Below are 16899 nucleotides of genomic sequence, written 5' to 3' on the forward strand. Positions count from 1 at the left end.
ATGCCCCGACAGGACCTCATCCAGGCGGATCTCCCGTTCCTGCGCAGTCTCCGCCAGGACCTCCACGCGCATCCGGAGCTGGGTTTTGAAGAGGAGCGCACGAGCGGGATCGTGGCCTCTTTGCTGGAAGAGGCCGGACTTCGCGTGCATCGGGGCCTAGGTAAGACGGGCGTCGTCGGCACCCTGCAGGTCGGCAGCGGCACGCGGACCATCGGCCTGCGCGCCGACATGGACGCGCTGGCCATGCCCGAGCAAGCCGAGCGTCCCTATAGGTCGAAAATTGCCGGAAAGATGCATGCCTGCGGCCATGACGGGCACACGACCCTGTTGCTCGGCGCGGCCCGTCATTTAGCCAAGAACCGCAACTTCTCCGGCACGGTTCACTTCATCTTCCAGCCGGCCGAGGAAGGCCGGGGCGGCGCCAGGAAGATGGTCGAAGATGGTCTGTTCGACCTCTTTCCCTGCGACGCGGTCTACGGCCTGCACAACATGCCGGGTCTGAGCACCGATGAGATGGCCGTCACCCCGGGCCCGCAGCTCGCCTCGTCCGATACATGGCTCGTGACCTTCAAGGGCGTCGGCACTCACGGAGCAAAACCCCATCTCGGCAAGGATCCGATCACGGCGAGCGGCCACTTCCTCTCCGCGCTCCAGACGATCGTCGGCCGCGTGGTCAATCCGCTGGAGCCCGCCGTGGTCAGCGCCTGCTCCGTCAAGGCGGGCGATCCGCGGGCGCTCAACGTCATCCCGGACGTGGCGGAGATCGGCGGAACGGCGCGAGCCTATTCCGCACAGGTGCGCGACCAGCTCGAAACGGAGATCGAGCGTCTGGCGCGCGGTGTCGCGGTGACGTTCGGGATCGAGGTTTCGTACGAATTCCGCCGCCGCATCCCGCCGGTCATCAACCATGCCGATGCTACGGCCCGCGCGCTCAAGGCGGCGCGGGCCGTATGTGGGGCCAAGGTCCTGACGGATTTCGAGCCCTCGACCGCAGGCGACGACTTCGCGTTCTTCGGCGCGGCCGCGCCGGGAGCCTATGTCTGGCTCGGCAACGGGCCTGCCGTCGACGGAGCCCTGCACCACAACACGGCTTACGACTTCAACGACGAAGCCATTCCGACCGGCGTCGCCTTCTGGGTCGCTCTCGTGGAGCAGGAGCTGGCGGCTTGAGGCCTACCGCCCCCTGACGAGATAGGACTCCGCCTCGCCGGCCGGAGCCTCGTCCCGGCCGCGGCGCCTGTTCTTCTGCCGTCGTGGCTTCGCGCTCCGGTCGCGCCGTGCCTTCTCGTCGGGTTTGCGGCGGTGCGAGACGGAGGTCGCGACGAGCTTCTCCTCGATCTTCGCATTGAGGCTCGCGCGCAGGTCGACGACTGCCTCGACATCGTCGAAGACCTGCGGGTAGCGCTGCGCAAGCCACAGCCAGCTGGTGGCGATCTTCACCCTGGCTTCCAGCTTGAGAAGATCCGTGTTCACGCCGAAATCGGGAGCCTGGACCCTGCCGTACACCGCATGTTGCCGTGCCCAGTCGAGAAGGAGCTCGACCGCCAAGCGCTCGCGACCGTCGACCGGCGCCATGGAGTAGGACAGGCGGTCGAGGATCGGCAGGTCGACCGTATCGAGGAGCGACGCCAGTTCGATCATCTCGTCCATGTCAGCCATGCGCAGATCCGGATGACCTGCGACAAGGTTGTCGTTCAGGTGGCGCAGCACGCGGCCGAGGCGGTCGGTCTGCAAGACTTCGCTTGCAGACAACACCGTCTCCTGGTTCGGACGGACGAACGCCTTGCCACGCAGCTTCGCGGCATCGCCGTTCAGAGCGTTGCGGATGGCGGTCTCGACCTGCGCATAGGCTCCGACCTCCGGCAGCGCCGTCACCAAGCCTTCGTCGTGGTGGCCGAACCGCCCCGCCCGGCCTGCGATCTGCTTGATCTCCATGGCGTTGAGCTGCCGCTCCCGCACGCCGTCGAACTTGCGCAGCGTCGAGAACACGACTCTCCTCAGCGGACCGATGTTCAACCCCATCCCGATCGCGTCGGTTGCGACGAGGACTTCCGCCTCTCCATTGCGGAACCGCGCAGCCTCGGCGCGGCGAACCTCCGGGCCCAGTGCGCCATAGACGGTGGCGACGGTGCGACCGGCCGCGACCAGGCGCGTGCGCAAATCGTGCACGTCGCGGCGGGTGAAGGCCACAACGGCGTCGCCCCGCATCAGCTTGTTGAGATTGGCCGGAACGCCCTCGACGCGCAGCTTGCCCTTGCGCTTGAGAATCTTCACCTCCAGCGGCTCGCCGGTCATGGCCAGCAGATGCTCCACGAGCGGGATCGCTTCGGGGGCGCCGGTCAGAACCACGAGCTTCGCCGGCGCTCCGACCATCGCCTGGGTCCAGGCCCAGCCGCGGCTCGGGTCGCCGAGCATCTGGACCTCGTCGATCACGCACACGTCGACGACGCGGTGCAGATCCAGGGTCTCGATCGTTCGGGCGATATGCGTCGCGCCCTCGGGCAGCACACGCTCCTCGCCGGTGATCATGCCGGCCGCGAAGCCCTGCTCGCTCAGGCGCTCGTAGTGCTCGAGGGCGAGGAGCCGCAGGGGCGACAGGATCTCGGCGGTCTGCGCCTCGCCGGCGAGCCTGAGAGCCTCATGAGTCTTGCCCGAATTGGTCGGCCCTGCCAGGAACAGGAAACGGCGGTCCAAGGACCGCGCTACGGGAAAGATCGCCGCGTAGCTCTCATAGCCCGAGGCTTCCCGGATCTGCGCCTCGCGCAGGTGCCGCAGGCGCCGGGCGGTGGCCTTCGAGCGGAAATCGTCGAGCTTTTGCCGAAGCTTGCGCCCGGCTCCTGCGGGACCGCCCTTGTCCGAGGCATGAACCCGGTCGAGCTTTTCGAGCGCCGAGCGGATGCCGTCAAGGATCGCCTTCCGCTCGTTCGCATCCTCGTAAGCATCGAGATAGGTCTCGAGTTCGTCGCGCCAGCCGGCCAGCTCCTGCTCGCAGGCCGCAAAGGTTGCGTCCCGGAGCTCGATCAGACGAGCCTCGAGCGCCTCGGACGCGGCCGCGAGCTCGGTCCGCTCAACGCGCGCCGGCGCGAGCACGACGGCCGCGACCTCGACAGGCTCTGCGAACGCGTACTCGACCGCGATGTCGACGGGAGCGCCGTCCGGAAGGATCTGCATGGGCCAGCTGAACATCGCCCGGTATCCCGCAAAGACCCGCTCCGGCTTCCATCGTCCGCTCTCGATCCGACGGATGTCTTCGGCGAGATAGATCCCGGTGTTCTTCCGGACCGGCGCGAGAATGCTTTGCCGGCGGCGATGCGCGGCTTCATCCACGGGTTGAGAACTGTCATCGGCCTTCCGGCGGACAGGACCATTGCGCTCAGGCGTCTCGCCTCCTTGCGCGCGCCATGCCGGAACCTCGGCCGCCAGGGCGGCGACGGTGTCCGGGTCGAACATGGGGGCCTCGAAGCTGCGTCCGCGCTTCTGGAAGGTCCGGCGCTCGGCCACGGGGATCAGACCGGCGTCGATCCAGCGCTCGCATTCGGCCGCGCTGGCGAGCAGGATCCCGGGCAGGTGATTGAGACTGACGAGATGTTTCGACTTCTTGGACATTCGGACTTTCGCTGACTGGAGCAGCCCAGGCGGGCCCGCCCCGGCCCATTTCAGGAGCGCCTCACGACGGATCGGTTTCACACCGGTTTCAACACCCGAAAGGCGCAGATGTTTGCGAGGAAGAACTTTCGGCCTGGCCGAGGATCATACCCTTGTGCCGCGGGAGGTGATCTAAAGCATTGGGCGGCCGAATCTTTCTCCCTCTATGTGTCGATGGACCGGGCAGATATCAAGGGATGAGCGTCTTCTTGAGGAAAGACAATCCCAGGGCGGTCAGAAAAGCTGCCTGCTCCTTGTTGGCGGCACCGTGGCCACCATCGTCGGGCTCGTAGAAGAGCACGGGCTGCTCCATGGCTTCGAGCTTGGCCGCCATCTTGCGGGCGTGGCCCGGATGGACCCGGTCGTCCCGCCTCGACGTCACCAGAAGCACGGGCGGGTAGGCCTGGCCCTCCTGGAGGTTCTGATAGGCCGAGAAACCTGCCATGTAAGCCCAGTCCTCGGGACTGTCCGGGTCGCCATATTCGGCCACCCAGCTCGGGCCCGCCAGCAGGCGGGTATAGCGCTGCATGTCGAGGAGCGGCACGGTGCACCAGACCGCCCCGAACAGCTCCGGGTAACGGGTCAGCATGTTGCCGACCAGGAGGCCCCCATTCGAGCCGCCATAGGCTGCAAGCTGCCTTGTCGAGGTAACGCCACGCCCGACGAGATCCCGGGCGATGGCGGCAAAATCATCGTGGGACAGGCGCTTGCCCTCACGCATGCCCGCCTTGTGCCAGGCGGCCCCGAACTCGCCGCCGCCCCGGATGTTGGCGACCACCCAGACATAGCCGCGCTCCAGCCAGGTCTTGCCAATCCCGCCAAGATAGCCGGGCGTCAGGGAAACCGAGAAGCCGCCATAGCCGTAGAGCACGGTCGGCCGCTGGCCGCCCTGCTCCTTCGGGCCGATCTGGTAATAGGGAATGCGCTCGCCGTCCACGGAAGCCGCCTCGTGCCGCGTCACCTCCAGGTTCGAGGCATCGAAGGCGGATGGCGTTTCCTTCAAAACCTCGATCCGCTTGTCCTCGGTCACGAGGGCCAGTTTCGTGGGCTCGATGAAGCTCGAGACCGACAGCAGGAACTCATCCGTCCGCTCGAGCTGGCTCGCATCGAGCGCCATGGCGTGAACGGCCGCTGTCTCCGGCAGGCCGGCCAGCCGCTCCATCTGCCAGGACGTCCCCGGCGTCGCCAGCCAGATCTGGCTGGCCAAATTGTCGAGCACCGTCAGCACGAGGCGGGACCTGGTCCACCAGAACCCTGACAGGACCCGCCTCGGGCCAGGCTCGAACAGCATCTCAAAGCGACGATCACCCGCCATGAACCGGGCGAAGCTGATCGCCAGAAGCGCGTCGGCCGGATAGGTGCGGTCCGGCAGGGCCCAGTCGCTTTTCAGCTTCACGAGCAGCCAGTCCTTCTCCACGTCGAACCGGGCGTCGCGCGGGAGCTCGATGAGAAGCGGATCGCCCTGCTCCTGGGCCAGGTAGCTGATCCCCTCCTCGAAGGTGATCTGGCGCCGGTAGAAGATTCGCTCATAGCCCGGCTCGAGATCGACCGATGCCGAGATGTAGATGTCGTTGAACTCGCCCTGAAACAGCAGCGGAGATTGGTGGAAGTCGGTGCCGCGCTGCCATAGCCGCACCGTCCGCGGATAACCTGAAGCGGTCGCGGCATTGTCGCCGAGGGTCGTGGACACCAGCAATTGATCCCTGTCGAGCCATGTCGCCCCGCCCTTGGCTTCGGGAAGCGCGAAACCATCGTCCACGAAGCGCTTCTCGACGAGGTCGAACTCGCGCACCACGGCCGCATCGGCTCCCCCGCGGGAGAGGCTGACCAGGCCGTAGCGCTGCTCCGGCTGGAGCGTCCCGCACCCTTTCCAGACCCAGTCCGCCCCTTCGTCTTTCGCCAGTGCATCGATGTCGAGCACCGTCTCCCAGGACGGATCCGAGGTGCGATAGCTTTCCATCGGCGTCCGCCGCCACAGGCCGCGCACGTGGTTCATGTCCTGCCAGAAATTGTACAGGAGGCCTCGCCTTCTCGTAATGAACGGAATGTTGTCGGGGCGTGTGGAGATCTCGTAGAGCGCCTGTTTGTCGGCCTGGAAGCCTGCATCGCACAAGGCGGCCTTCGTCATCTCGTTGTGCGCCCGCACCCAGGAGAGCGCCTCATCGCCCTCCACGTCCTCCAGCCAGAGATAGGGATCGGTTTGCTCCTGCATCCGTTCGGCCATGATCGTGCTTTCCGTTCAGGTTGTTGCATTTCGGCGGGCGAGAATCGGTTCGATGGATTATTGGGCACCCCGGGTCCTGGGCAACATGTCGCCGAGAACCGAACCCATCACCATCCGTTGACGATGATTGCATCTGAAGGGGCCGACATGGATCCGTTCGTATCCGCACTCGAAGAACTCTCCGACGCCCTCTTGGCGGGAGAGGATCCGGAGGAGGTCCTTCCCGAGATCGCCGAGGAGCATGGCGTGCCCCTCCCGGCCCTGCGCAACCGGGCCCTGCGGGCGCTGGGCCCGCTCGAGACCTACAAGCAGCGTCAGGCGGAGTTGAAGAAGGAGCGGGACCAGACAGCGCGGCGCCGCGATCCAGTATTTGCGGGTGCGTCCTTCCTGGCCGCGGTGGCGAGCCTCAGCCCCAGGCTCTCGACGGATGAGAGGCAGGCCGAGATTGCGCGCCTGGCTGCCGAGTACGATGTGGACCCGGCCGCGCACAAGGAGGCGATCGAACGCCTGCGCAAGCGCTGAGCCCCGCCACACCCGCCGTTCTCGCCGCCGCAGACTAAACCTCTTTCGCCGGCACGTACTCTGGCACGACCGGCGTCGCCTCTCTTCCAGTACGCCTGCGCTCCCGCGTTACCAGGCGGAAGAACAGCGGCACGAAGAGGACGGCCAGGAAGGTTGCGGCGAGCATGCCGCCGATGACGCCGGTGCCCACCGAGTGGCGGCTCGCCGAGCCTGCGCCCGTCGAGATCGCGAGCGGCACGACGCCGAGGATGAAGGCGAGCGAGGTCATCACGATGGGGCGGAAGCGGAGGCGGGCCGCATCCAGGGCGGCGTCATAGGCAGTTTCCCCTGCCCTATAGCGCTCGGCCGCGAACTCGACGATCAGGATCGCGTTCTTGGCCGCAAGGCCAATCAGGGTGACGAGCCCCACCTGGAAGTAGATGTCATTCTCGATCCCGCGCAGCCAGATCGCCAGGACGGCGCCGAAAACCGCGAAGGGCACGGCCGTGATGACGGCGAACGGCAGCGACCAGCGCTCGTACTGGGCGGCCAGGATGAGGAAGACCATCACGAGGCCCAGGAGGAACCCCTGGGAACCGGTGCCGGCCGATTGCAGCTCCTGATAGGCCGACCCCGTCCAGCCGATGGAGTAGTCGGACGGCAGGGTCTGGGCGACGATCTGCTCCATGGCCGCGATGGCTTGTCCCGACGAGTAGCCCGGCGCCGGATTGCCTTGAATCTTCGCGGCCGGGAAAACATTGAACCGGTCGACCACGTCGGGCCCCACGATGCGGACGGTCGTGAGGAGCACGTTGAGAGGCACCATGGTGCCGTTGTCCGACCGGACGAACACGTGCCGCAGATCGTCGGGCGATTGCCGGAACTCGGCCTCCGACGAGAGACTGACCCTGTAGGTGCGCCCGAACAGGCTGAAATCGTTGACGTAGAGGCTGCCGAACGTGCTCTGCATCGTGTCGAAGATCGCCGAGATCGGCACCCCGAGGGCTTTCGCCTTGTCGCGGTCCACGTCGATCCGATACTGCGGCACGCCGGTGCTGAAGGTCGTGGAAACGCCCGTCACCTCGGGGCGCTGCCCGGCCGCCTGGATGACGCGCTGCGCCGCCTGCGCGAGGTTGTCCAGGCTCCCGCCGGAGCGATCCTGGAGATAGAACTCGAAGCCGCCGGTCGTGCTCAGCCCCTGGATCGGCGGCGGGTTGAACCCGATGGCGACGCCGTCGCGGAAGTTCGCGTTGAGGGCTGCAAACGAAGGGGCGAGATTACGGGCGTCGAGCCGGGGGTCGGTGCGCTCGGACCAGTCCTTCAGCGACACGAAGGAGACGCCGGCATTGGTCTTCTGCGCGCCGGACAGGAGATCGAACCCCGCCAGGGTCACCACATCGGCCACGGCGGGGTTCTGCATGACCCCTTCGGTCACCTTTCCGGTCACCGCAAGGGTGCGGTCGAGCGATGCCGCAGGCGGCAGCGAGGTCACGACGAAAACCGACCCGAGATCCTCTGCCGGGACCAAGCCGCCCGGCACCCGCTCGAACAGCCACCAGGTCGCGCCGAGCATGACCGCGATGATAACCGATCCGGCCACGGCGTGGCGCAGGAAGAAGGCCGTGCCGGCCGTGAAGGTGCGCGTCACCCGGTCGAAGCCCCGATTGAAGATCCGGAACGGGAGCCAAGGCTCCCGATGCCCTTCCTTGAGCAAGAGGGCACACAGAGCCGGCGTGAGCGTCAGTGCGACGATGCCGGAAATCACCACCGACACCGCGATGGTCACGGCGAACTGGCGGTAGAGCTCCCCGGCGAGGCCGCCGAGAAAGGACACAGGGATGAAGACCGCGCACAGCACGAGCACCACGGCGATCACCGGGCCGCTCACCTCCTGCATGGCCTGGATCGCGGCCTCGCGGGGAGGCTTACGCTCCGTCGTCATGATGCGCTCGACGTTCTCCAGCACGATGATCGCATCGTCGACCACGATGCCGATAGCCAGGATCATGCCGAACAGGGTGAGCAGATTGATCGAAAAGCCGAGAAGATACATGCCTCCGAACGTGCCGATGATCGATACCGGAACGGCGAGCAGCGGGATCAGCGTCGCGCGCCAGTTCTGCAGGAAGAGGAAGACCACGAGCACGACCAGAACGATCGCCTCGATGAAGGTCCTGACCACCTCCTCGATGGAGACCTCGATGAACCGTGTGGTGTTGAACGGCACATCGTAGCGCAGCCCCTCCGGAAAGCGCTGCGCCAGTCGGTCCATCGTGGCGGCAACGGCGTTCGACACCTCCAGGGCGTTGGCATCGGGCTGAAGGTAGATGCCGATCGGAACGGTCGGGGCTCCATTGAGCGATGCGACTGTCGAATAGTTCTGGGACCCGAGCTCGACCCTGGCCACATCCCTCAGGCGCAGCGCTCCGCCGTTCTCGTCCGAGCGCAGGATGATCTGCTCGAACTCGCGTGGGTCGGCCAAGCGCCCTTGGGTCGTGACCGAGTAGGTGAAGGCCTGCTGGCCGGGACTCGGCTCCTCGCCGAATCGCCCCGCGGCAAACTGGGCGTTCTGGTCGCGGATGGCGGCGGCGATGTCGCTCGGTGTCAGGTTGTATTGGGCGACCTTGTCGGGCTTCAGCCAGATCCGCATGGAGTAATCGGAGGCGCCGAAGAGCGAGGCATCGCCCACCCCCGGGGTGCGCCTCAGCTCGTCGATGATGTTCACCAGCGCATAATTGGAGATGTAGATCGTGTCGTAGCGCCGATCCGGCGACGACAGCGCCACGATCTGGAGGATGGAGGACGACCGCTTGGTCACCGTCACACCCTGGCGGCGCACTTCCTCGGGAAGAACCGCGGTCGCCCGCTGGACGCGGTTGTTGACGTTGATCGTCGCCTGATCGGCATCGATGCCGGTCTGGAAGAACACCGACAGGCTCATGGTCCCCGAGCCGGTCGACGTCGATTGCATGTAGATCATGTCCTCGACGCCGTTGACCTGCTGCTCGAGCGGGGCCGCAACCGTTTCAGCGATGGTTTGAGCGCTGGCGCCCGGATAGGTGGCGGAGACGACGACCTGCGGGGGAACGATCTCGGGGTACTGGGAGACCGGCAGCACCCGCATGGCGATCAGGCCGACGAGCACGATCACGATCGACAGGACGGAGGCGAAGATGGGCCGGCCGATGAAGAATTTGGAGATCATGGCCGGGCTCCGGACGGCTGTCCGTTGGCCGTTCCGGTCGTCTGCGCGGCCTGCGGGTCGATCGGCACCGGCCGGACGGCTTGGCCCGGCCGCACCCGGATGACGCCATCGACCACGACCCGCTCGCCGCCCTTCAGGCCGGACTGGACAACCCACCCCTCGGCCACTTCCGGTCCCAGCCGGACCGGCACCGCCTGTGCGACGTCGTTCGCTCCGACCACGTAGATCGACGGCCCCTGGGGCCCTTGGCTCACGGCCTGTCGGGGCACGACGATAGCCTCGGGCAACGTGATGCCGATCAGGCGAACCCGTACGAACTGGCCCGGCAGCAGGGCGCCGTCGGGGTTCGGGAAGATCACCCGCGCCTGGATCGTCCCGGTCTGCGGGTCGACCCGCTGGGCGGCGGTGTCGATCCTGCCGGTTTGCGGGTAGCCGGCCCCCTGGCTGAACTGCAGCTCAACCTTAAGGTCTTTCTCGGAAATGGGTTTCTCCCGCCGCTCGTTTAGGGCGCGAAACTCCCGCCCCTCCTCGTCCGTGAAAGAGAAGTTCACATAGGCCGGGTCGAGCTGGGAAATGGTCGTCAGAAGCGTCTGTTGGGCTTGGATGAGGGCTCCCACGGGAGGTGATTCCAGGGCGGTGATTCCGGCCGCGGGCGCCGTGACGGTGGTGTAACCGAGGTTCAGCCGCGCATTCTGGACCTCGGCCTCGGCGAGTTGCACGCCGGCGCGGGCCTGGTCGCGCTGGGAGCGCGCCTCCTCGAGCTGCACGTCCGTCGACACGCCGCGCCGGGCCAGCGGCTCGATGCGGTTGAAGTTCTCCTCGGCTTGGCGCAAGGCCGCCTGGGCCTGCAGCAACTGCGCCTCCGCACGGCTCAGGGCCACCTGATAGCTCGCCGGATCGATTCGGAAGAGCACCTGATCCTGCTTGACGGGCGCCCCCTCGTCGAACTCCCGCTTGAGCAGGAGACCGCCGACACGCGGGCGCACCTCGACGTCGCGGAAGCCCGCCACGCGACCGGCGAAGACGACGGGAAACGGCACTTCCGCCGGCTGGGCGACGATGACGCCGACCTGGGGTGGAGGCTGGGTCGGCGCCCCGGAGGCCTGCATCCGCGCGGCATTCTCCGGCGAGCGGCTCATGTAGAGATAGACGCCACCGGCCAGCGCCAAGCCTAACACGGCAATGAGAAGGATGCGCCTGACCAATGTGCCCTCCAGACCTCGGTACGAACTGCCCCGATTGGACGCGTTGACCTTGAGCGATTCATCAAAGGCGAGCGGCAGGCCGCAGATCTCCGACCCTAGGCATGAACATCTGGGTGATGCCTGGGTTCCGCGACGGACCGGCCGGCTTCCGGCACCCGGCCCAAGGACACCTGCGGCACTTTAACTTGTGTTAACAAAATCTTTCCTTGTGTCGGGTTTCTGACAGACGAACAGCGATGCTTCGGTATCATCCGCGGCAAACACGACAACGAACAAGTCACCGGGGGCACAATCATGGCCATCCGTACGCCGTCCGCTCCTTCATCGAAGGCGGTGGGCTGCGCCGGACCATGGAGTGCTTGATGAAGAGCAAGAAACGAAAGCCCGTTACCTCCGAGGTCCGGCGCACAGCCAGGCTCGAGCGTGAGCTCAAGGCCGTGGAAGCGCAGATCGCCCTGCTGGAGAAAGACACCCGTCTCGATCTCGCCACACAGGATCATTTTGTCCTATGGAGGCGTCCGAACCTTTTTGCTCCCTGGCCATTGGGGCTGCAGCACTAGTTGAAAACCCACACCCACCATGGAGCCGCCTGCGCCAAGCGCAGGATCATGTCTCACTGGAACCTGGAGAGCGGATCATGAACACGCGTAAAATCACTCAGGCCCCACCCGACAGGGCACGGGATCTCTTTGAAAAACTTCTGGCGACGTCGGACAACGCGGTCAAAACCCGTGAGCGTCTGTTCTCGGAGCTCCAGGAGGAGCTGACTCTTCTGGCGACCCTGCAGGAGCAGCATCTCCTGCCGGTTCTGCGCCGGCACGGAATGGAAGACCTCGCCCGCCAGGCTCTCGGCGATCATGAGGAAACCACCGCACTTCTGACCGATCTCGAGCACATGCCGAAGAACAACGGCGATTTCCTCGCCAAGGTAGCCGAGCTGAGAAGGGTGTTCCAGCAGCATATCCGTGACGACAGAAAGGAGCTTCTGCCTGCAGTGCTCAAGGTACTGAGCGACGACGAGGCCGAAGCGGTCGCCGAGAAGGTGGAGGACGACATGGTGGCATTCGATGAAAGCAAGCGCTCCGAGGCGCGCCGCCTCCGCGAGCCGGTCGAAACGGTTCAGCGCGTCACCGAGGATCTCGCCGAGAGCGTGCGAGCCGGGACCGACGGTGCCCAAAGCATCGCCAAGTCGATGCAGCAGGTCGTCGAGAACAGCTTCGGGTTGTTTTCCGAGCTCGCCCGCCGCTCGACGGGCCAAGCCATGCAGATGTTCGGTCGTTCCGATGGGGAGGCACGCGGCCTCGCGGCACAGGATTCCGGCGGCACGACGGGCGCAGTCCAGCCGAACGCGGTTCTCGTGCGCGGCTTTCAGGACGTGTCGCGGGAGTGGTTCGAACTCAGCCAGAAGCGGCTGCAGACGAATCTCGACGGGCTGAATGCCCTCGCCCGCTGCCGCTCCCTGAACGACTTCGTGACGGTTCAAAGCTCTCTCATCCGGGACAATCTGGAGCAGACCGTCGACAACAGCCGCCGCATGGCGGAACTCACGATGCAGCTGACCGACGAGGCCGCCCGCAACGCCACGGTCGAGGTGAAGCAACTCGCGGAACGGGTCGGCCGGGCGGCCTGACCTCCGGACGCAATGACGCCCCCGGCCAAGGGCCGGGGGCGCCACTGGCGTCCTGCGCCAAGAGAGTTCAGAGCTGCTTGTCGGACCGGTCGAGGGCTGCCGTCCAGCGATGCGGCCAAAAGGCCAGGACAGCAACCACGAAGGTCAGCAGGAGGAGGGCCACCATCATCTGGGCCACTCCGAAGATCGGGGCGTCCTTGGCGACAAACCAGCTCGTGACGACGCCGGCGGCAACCATCAATATCCGGACGATCCAGCTGATCATGTGTGCCTCCACGGCCCGCACGGACCAAGACAGTTTCTCCAGACTAACCGTCAATCCGTTTGGCATTATGGCAGGTATCCCGCTTCCGCGTTCGACCGGATCGAGGCCGATCCGGCCAAGGCACGACAGCCTGAAGGAAAGCACGCGAAGGCAATTCTGTAGCGCCAAGCTGCCCCATCCCGACCAAAGTCGTGGCGCTAACTTAGGTTAACTCCCCGCAGGAATCGCAGGCTTCAAGAACACCGTCGGAGGAAGCCATGGCCAGTGCTGTCGGACGTGCCCGTTTCGAGAGTGTGTCGCACAGGAGCGGGTTCTACGCGCCCGATCTTCTCCCACGGCTGCAAGCAGTTCTCGCGGACCTCGCGGATCTCGACTTCGCCTACGAGAAACGCCTCGATGCCGTCAGGCAGAGTTCCGAGGACGAAGGCCGCAAGAGCGCGATGATCGCGAGCCTCCGGCATGAGCACCGGGAGCGGCGAGCCCCCTTTGTCCGGGAACTCACGGCGCTCAAGGAGCAGATCGAGGCGACCTTCGCCTGACGGGACCAGGACCCCGGTCGCGGCGGCTTCCCCTAACGGGCAAGCACCTGCGCGGCCTTCTTCGTCGTGTCGACAGCCTCCGATACCCGTCCGACCGCTGCCGATATGGCCCCGATGCTGCCGGCGATGCGCGTCACGGCGTGGGACGCATCCTGCATGTTTGACGACATCTCCTGCGTGACGGCGCTCTGCTCCTCGACAGCGGTGGCTGCGCCAACTACGTGGGCCCGCATGGTTTCGATGGATCCGCGAATTTTCGCGAGCGCCTCGACCACTCCGCTCGACACGTTCCGGACCCCGTCGATCTCCGTGGAGATCTGCTCGGTTGCCCGGGCCGCCTGGGAGGCCAAATTCTTCACCTCGCTTGCAACCACCGCGAAGCCGCGACCTGCCTCGCCGGCTCGGGCGGACTCGATCGTCGCATTCAGGGCCAGCAGGTTGATCTGACCCGCGATGCTCTGAATAAGGCCGATGATGCCTCCCATCGCCTCCGCGGTGGCGGAGAGTTTATTCGTATATTCGTTCGCGCTTTCCGCTTCGGCAAAGGCGATGTCGGTCGCTGCGCGGGAGGTCGCCATGCTCTGGGCAATCTCGCGAACCGAGGCGGCCAGTTCCTCCGACGCGGAGGCCATCATCTGGACATTGCTGGAGGTCGCGGTCGCCGCTTGGCCGGCTGAGATCGCCTCCTGAGAGGATTGGCCGACGGCCACATCGATGTCGCCGAAATTGGTCTCGATCATGCCCCTGAGACTGATCAGAAGTCCGACCTGCTGGGTCACGTCGGTCGCATATTTCACGACCTTGTATGGGCGTCCGCTAGCGTCCAGGATCGGGTTGTAGCTCGCCTCGATCCAGATCTCCCGCCCGCCTTTCCCGATCCGCTTGTACTGGGCCGCCTGAAACTCGCCGCGCTTGAGCCGGCGCCAGAATTCCAGGTATTCCGGACTGGTCCTCTGTCCCGGCTCGACGAACATGCTGTGGTGCCGTCCCTGGATTTCGGAAAGAGTGTACCCGACGGCTGCGAGGAAGTTGTCATTCGCGTCGAGGATGTTTCCATCGAGATCGAACGAGATCACGGCCTGAGACTTCCCGATCGCCTCGACCTGCCCCTTCAGATCGGCCTGCTCGTCCATCTGTTGTGTGATGTCGGTCGCGAACTTGACGATCTTGAAGGGCCTTCCGTCTCGCCCGAGCAGCGGATTGTAACTCGCCTCGATCCAGACCTCCCGGCCGCCCTTGCCGAGGCGCCTGTACCGCGCCGCCTGATACTCGCCGGCTCTGAGCCTGCGCCAGAACTCAACGTAATCTGCCGTCTCGCGGTAGGCAGGCTCGACGAACATGCTGTGATGCCGCCCCTGGATTTCCGCGAGGGAGTAGCCGACAGTGCAAAGAAAATTCTCGTTGGCGGTCACAATGGTACCGTCAAGATTAAATTCAATAATCGCTTGCGCTCTGTCGAGAGCTGCAAGTCTTGCTTCCGCTTCGGATCGCGCTAGAGACAAAATGCCCAACATGGATCGACTCCGATACGCAACACCAAAATAAAGCTCGCCGCAACACTGCGACCGTTGCTGTCATCAAGGGTGCGGAGAAAATGATAACGACCGGTAAGCGCGGGCCTAAGTAATTCCACTTAGACTGACGCCATGCTCCCGGTTGTTTGCAGATTCGCCGTCGCGAACACTTCTGCCCATGTCGCGCGTCGAGTGGAACGAAGCCAATCCGCTCAACGCGCTCGACCATCATGTGGACGAATTTCGAAGGGATCCTTCGATGTCATCCAGTGCGCAACGGCCAACGCCCGGGAGATCGACATGCCGGCTCCTACATCCTCCACACCCATGGGGAGCCGGAAATTGCCCCCGCAAGCCGCCCTGCTGCCGATTCAGCCGGCTGCGGCTGACGCCTCGGCGACCGGGCTGCCGTCGGACCTGGGACCCTGGGACGGTGCGGAGCTCCACCGGCTCAGGGACACGCTCGATCATATCGCCCATGCCGGGCTTGCGCGCCTGACCGGCGGGCTCTCGCCCGCAGCCATCGTCGATGCCTATATGGATTGGGCCGTCCATCTTGCCATTTCGCCGGGCAAGCATGTCGAACTCGCCACCAAGGGCGTGCGCAAATGGGCGCGGCTGGCGCAGTTCGCCTCGCGCTACGCGGTCGATGGCGGCGCCTGTGAGCCCTGCATCGAGCCGCCGCCCCAGGACCGGCGCTTCGCCGAGACGGAATGGTGGCGCTGGCCTTTCAACCTCGTTCAGCAGAGTTTTCTACTGCAGCAGCAATGGTGGGACGATGCGACAACGGATGTGGACGGGGTGACCAAGCAGCATCAGGCAGTCGTCGAGTTCATCACGCGACAGATCCTCGACATGGCCTCGCCGTCGAACTTCATTGCGACCAACCCGGTGGTTCAGCGCCGCATCCTTGAAACCGGCGGCCAAAATCTCGTGCAGGGCCTTCGCCATTTCCTCGAAGACTGGGAGCGGATCGTCCGCTCCAGGCCACCTGCCGGTACGGAAGTCTTCCGTCCGGGCCGGAACGTCGCCGTGACACCCGGACGGGTGATCTACCGCAACGATCTCATCGAATTGATCCAGTATGCGCCGACGACCAGGAAGGTGCGGCCGCAGCCGATCCTGATCGTGCCGGCCTGGATCATGAAGTACTACATCCTGGATCTTTCGCCCGAGAATTCCCTGGTCCGCTATCTCACCGAACAGGGCTTCACGGTGTTCATCATCTCCTGGAAGAACCCCGACGTCGGCGATCGGGATCTCGGTCTCGACGAGTACCGCCGGCTCGGCATCATGGCGGCCCTCGATGCCGTGAATGCCATCGTGCCCGACCGGAACGTCCATGCGGTCGGCTATTGCCTCGGCGGCACGCTTCTGTCGGTCGCCGCCGCCGCCATGGCGCGCGATGGCGACAAGCGTCTCGCATCCCTGTCGCTCCTGGCCGCGCAGGCGGACTTCCGCGAGGCTGGGGAACTCACGCTCTTCATCAACGAAAGCCAGCTGCACTTCCTTGAAGATCTGATGCGAAGCCAGGGTTTTCTCGATACCCGGCAGATGGCCGGCGCTTTCCAGCTTTTGCGGTCGAACGACCTGATCTGGTCACGCCTCGTCCGGCATTACCTGATGGGCGAGCGCACGCCCTTGAACGACATCATGGCCTGGAACGCCGATGCGACGCGGATGCCCTACCGCATGCATGCGGAATACCTGCGGCAGCTCTTCCTCAACAACGACCTCGCCGAAGGACGCTTCGACGTCGACGGCCGCCCGATCGCCATCAGCGACATCCGCGCGCCGATCTTTGCGGTCGGCACCGAGCGCGACCACGTGGCCCCATGGCGTTCGGCGTTCAAGATCCATCTGCTTGCCGACACCGACGTGACGTTCCTCCTCACGACGGGCGGACACAACGCCGGCATCGTGGCTGGCCCGAGCCGGACCAGCGGGAGCTTCCAGGTTCTCACACGATCCTCGGTCGGCCACTACCTCGATCCGGACACCTGGATCAAGATCGCTCCTCGCTTCCAGGGCTCGTGGTGGCCAGAATGGAGTCACTGGCTCACGCTGCATTCCGGAGAGCTCGTCGAACCGCCGGACATGGGAGCCCCTGATGGAGGCTATCCCGTCCTCTGCGACGCCCCCGGCACCTATGTGATGCAGACCTGACGCAA

General features: G+C 65.2%; 12 protein-coding genes. 6 read left to right on the forward strand and 6 right to left on the reverse strand.

Annotated features, from left to right (window positions below):
- A complete protein-coding gene (locus KBI52_RS22765) occupies window positions 1-1170 on the forward strand; it encodes a M20 aminoacylase family protein (protein WP_173947287.1) in 1170 nt (389 codons plus the stop codon).
- Window positions 1171-1173: 3 nt separating this feature from the next.
- Here the strand turns inward: KBI52_RS22765 and KBI52_RS22770 are convergent, their stop codons facing one another.
- Both KBI52_RS22770 and KBI52_RS22775 read right to left on the reverse strand, forming a co-directional pair.
- Window positions 1174-3606: a helicase-related protein gene (locus KBI52_RS22770; protein WP_210811859.1), complete on the reverse strand. Its 2433-nt coding sequence runs from the start codon at window positions 3604-3606 to the stop codon at window positions 1174-1176.
- Between the two features lie 229 nt (window positions 3607-3835).
- Window positions 3836-5869 (reverse strand): prolyl oligopeptidase family protein, encoded by a 2034-nt coding sequence (locus tag KBI52_RS22775; protein ID WP_210811860.1) that lies wholly within the window; start codon window positions 5867-5869, stop codon window positions 3836-3838.
- A 147-nt stretch (window positions 5870-6016) separates the two neighbouring features.
- Here KBI52_RS22775 and KBI52_RS22780 point away from each other — a divergent pair, with 147 nt between their 5' ends.
- A complete protein-coding gene (locus KBI52_RS22780) occupies window positions 6017-6391 on the forward strand; it encodes a hypothetical protein (RefSeq protein WP_173947284.1) in 375 nt (124 codons plus the stop codon).
- A 34-nt stretch (window positions 6392-6425) separates the two neighbouring features.
- Here the strand turns inward: KBI52_RS22780 and KBI52_RS22785 are convergent, their stop codons facing one another.
- Window positions 6426-9572 carry an efflux RND transporter permease subunit gene (locus KBI52_RS22785; protein WP_210811880.1) on the reverse strand — a complete coding sequence of 1049 codons (3147 nt, stop codon included), beginning with the start codon at window positions 9570-9572 and terminating at the stop codon, window positions 6426-6428.
- Window positions 9572-10780 carry an efflux RND transporter periplasmic adaptor subunit gene (locus KBI52_RS22790; RefSeq protein ID WP_210811861.1) on the reverse strand — a complete coding sequence of 403 codons (1209 nt, stop codon included), beginning with the start codon at window positions 10778-10780 and terminating at the stop codon, window positions 9572-9574. Before KBI52_RS22790 ends, KBI52_RS22785 begins: the two co-directional genes overlap by 1 nt.
- Window positions 10781-11142: 362 nt before the next feature.
- Between KBI52_RS22790 and KBI52_RS22795 the strand changes: the two genes are divergently transcribed.
- Window positions 11143-11340 carry a hypothetical protein gene (locus KBI52_RS22795; RefSeq protein WP_173947282.1) on the forward strand — a complete coding sequence of 66 codons (198 nt, stop codon included), beginning with the start codon at window positions 11143-11145 and terminating at the stop codon, window positions 11338-11340.
- A gap of 77 nt (window positions 11341-11417) precedes the next feature.
- The gene (locus KBI52_RS22800; protein WP_210811862.1) at window positions 11418-12410 is read left to right on the forward strand and encodes a phasin family protein; all 993 of its coding nucleotides are present in this window, start codon (window positions 11418-11420) and stop codon (window positions 12408-12410) included.
- A gap of 67 nt (window positions 12411-12477) precedes the next feature.
- Here KBI52_RS22800 and KBI52_RS22805 read toward each other — a convergent pair whose 3' ends face one another.
- Window positions 12478-12675: a hypothetical protein gene (locus KBI52_RS22805; RefSeq protein ID WP_173947280.1), complete on the reverse strand. Its 198-nt coding sequence runs from the start codon at window positions 12673-12675 to the stop codon at window positions 12478-12480.
- A gap of 257 nt (window positions 12676-12932) precedes the next feature.
- Between KBI52_RS22805 and KBI52_RS22810 the strand changes: the two genes are divergently transcribed.
- Complete coding sequence (locus KBI52_RS22810; protein WP_173947279.1) at window positions 12933-13214, forward strand: hypothetical protein; 282 nt, start codon at window positions 12933-12935, stop codon at window positions 13212-13214.
- A 32-nt stretch (window positions 13215-13246) separates the two neighbouring features.
- Here KBI52_RS22810 and KBI52_RS22815 read toward each other — a convergent pair whose 3' ends face one another.
- On the reverse strand, window positions 13247-14728 hold the full coding sequence (locus KBI52_RS22815) for a PAS domain-containing methyl-accepting chemotaxis protein (RefSeq protein ID WP_173947278.1): 1482 nt from the start codon (window positions 14726-14728) through the stop codon (window positions 13247-13249).
- Between the two features lie 300 nt (window positions 14729-15028).
- On the opposite strand from KBI52_RS22815, the gene KBI52_RS22820 reads away from it, so the two are divergent.
- On the forward strand, window positions 15029-16894 hold the full coding sequence (locus KBI52_RS22820; protein ID WP_210811863.1) for an alpha/beta hydrolase: 1866 nt from the start codon (window positions 15029-15031) through the stop codon (window positions 16892-16894).
- The last annotated feature ends 5 nt before the right edge of the window (window positions 16895-16899 follow it).

Origin of the sequence: Microvirga sp. HBU67558 (genome assembly GCF_018069605.1) — a bacterium.
Classification (GTDB): domain Bacteria; phylum Pseudomonadota; class Alphaproteobacteria; order Rhizobiales; family Beijerinckiaceae; genus Microvirga; species Microvirga terrae.

Coding starts and splice junctions, on each gene's coding strand:
- KBI52_RS22765 (WP_173947287.1), top strand. CDS start 1: ATGCCCCGACAGGACCTCATCCAGGCGGATCTCCCGTTCCTGCGCAGT.
- KBI52_RS22770 (WP_210811859.1), bottom strand. CDS start 3,606: ATGTCCAAGAAGTCGAAACATCTCGTCAGTCTCAATCACCTGCCCGGG.
- KBI52_RS22775 (WP_210811860.1), bottom strand. CDS start 5,869: ATGGCCGAACGGATGCAGGAGCAAACCGATCCCTATCTCTGGCTGGAG.
- KBI52_RS22780 (WP_173947284.1), top strand. CDS start 6,017: ATGGATCCGTTCGTATCCGCACTCGAAGAACTCTCCGACGCCCTCTTG.
- KBI52_RS22795 (WP_173947282.1), top strand. CDS start 11,143: ATGAAGAGCAAGAAACGAAAGCCCGTTACCTCCGAGGTCCGGCGCACA.
- KBI52_RS22800 (WP_210811862.1), top strand. CDS start 11,418: ATGAACACGCGTAAAATCACTCAGGCCCCACCCGACAGGGCACGGGAT.
- KBI52_RS22805 (WP_173947280.1), bottom strand. CDS start 12,675: ATGATCAGCTGGATCGTCCGGATATTGATGGTTGCCGCCGGCGTCGTC.
- KBI52_RS22810 (WP_173947279.1), top strand. CDS start 12,933: ATGGCCAGTGCTGTCGGACGTGCCCGTTTCGAGAGTGTGTCGCACAGG.
- KBI52_RS22815 (WP_173947278.1), bottom strand. CDS start 14,728: ATGTTGGGCATTTTGTCTCTAGCGCGATCCGAAGCGGAAGCAAGACTT.
- KBI52_RS22820 (WP_210811863.1), top strand. CDS start 15,029: ATGCCGGCTCCTACATCCTCCACACCCATGGGGAGCCGGAAATTGCCC.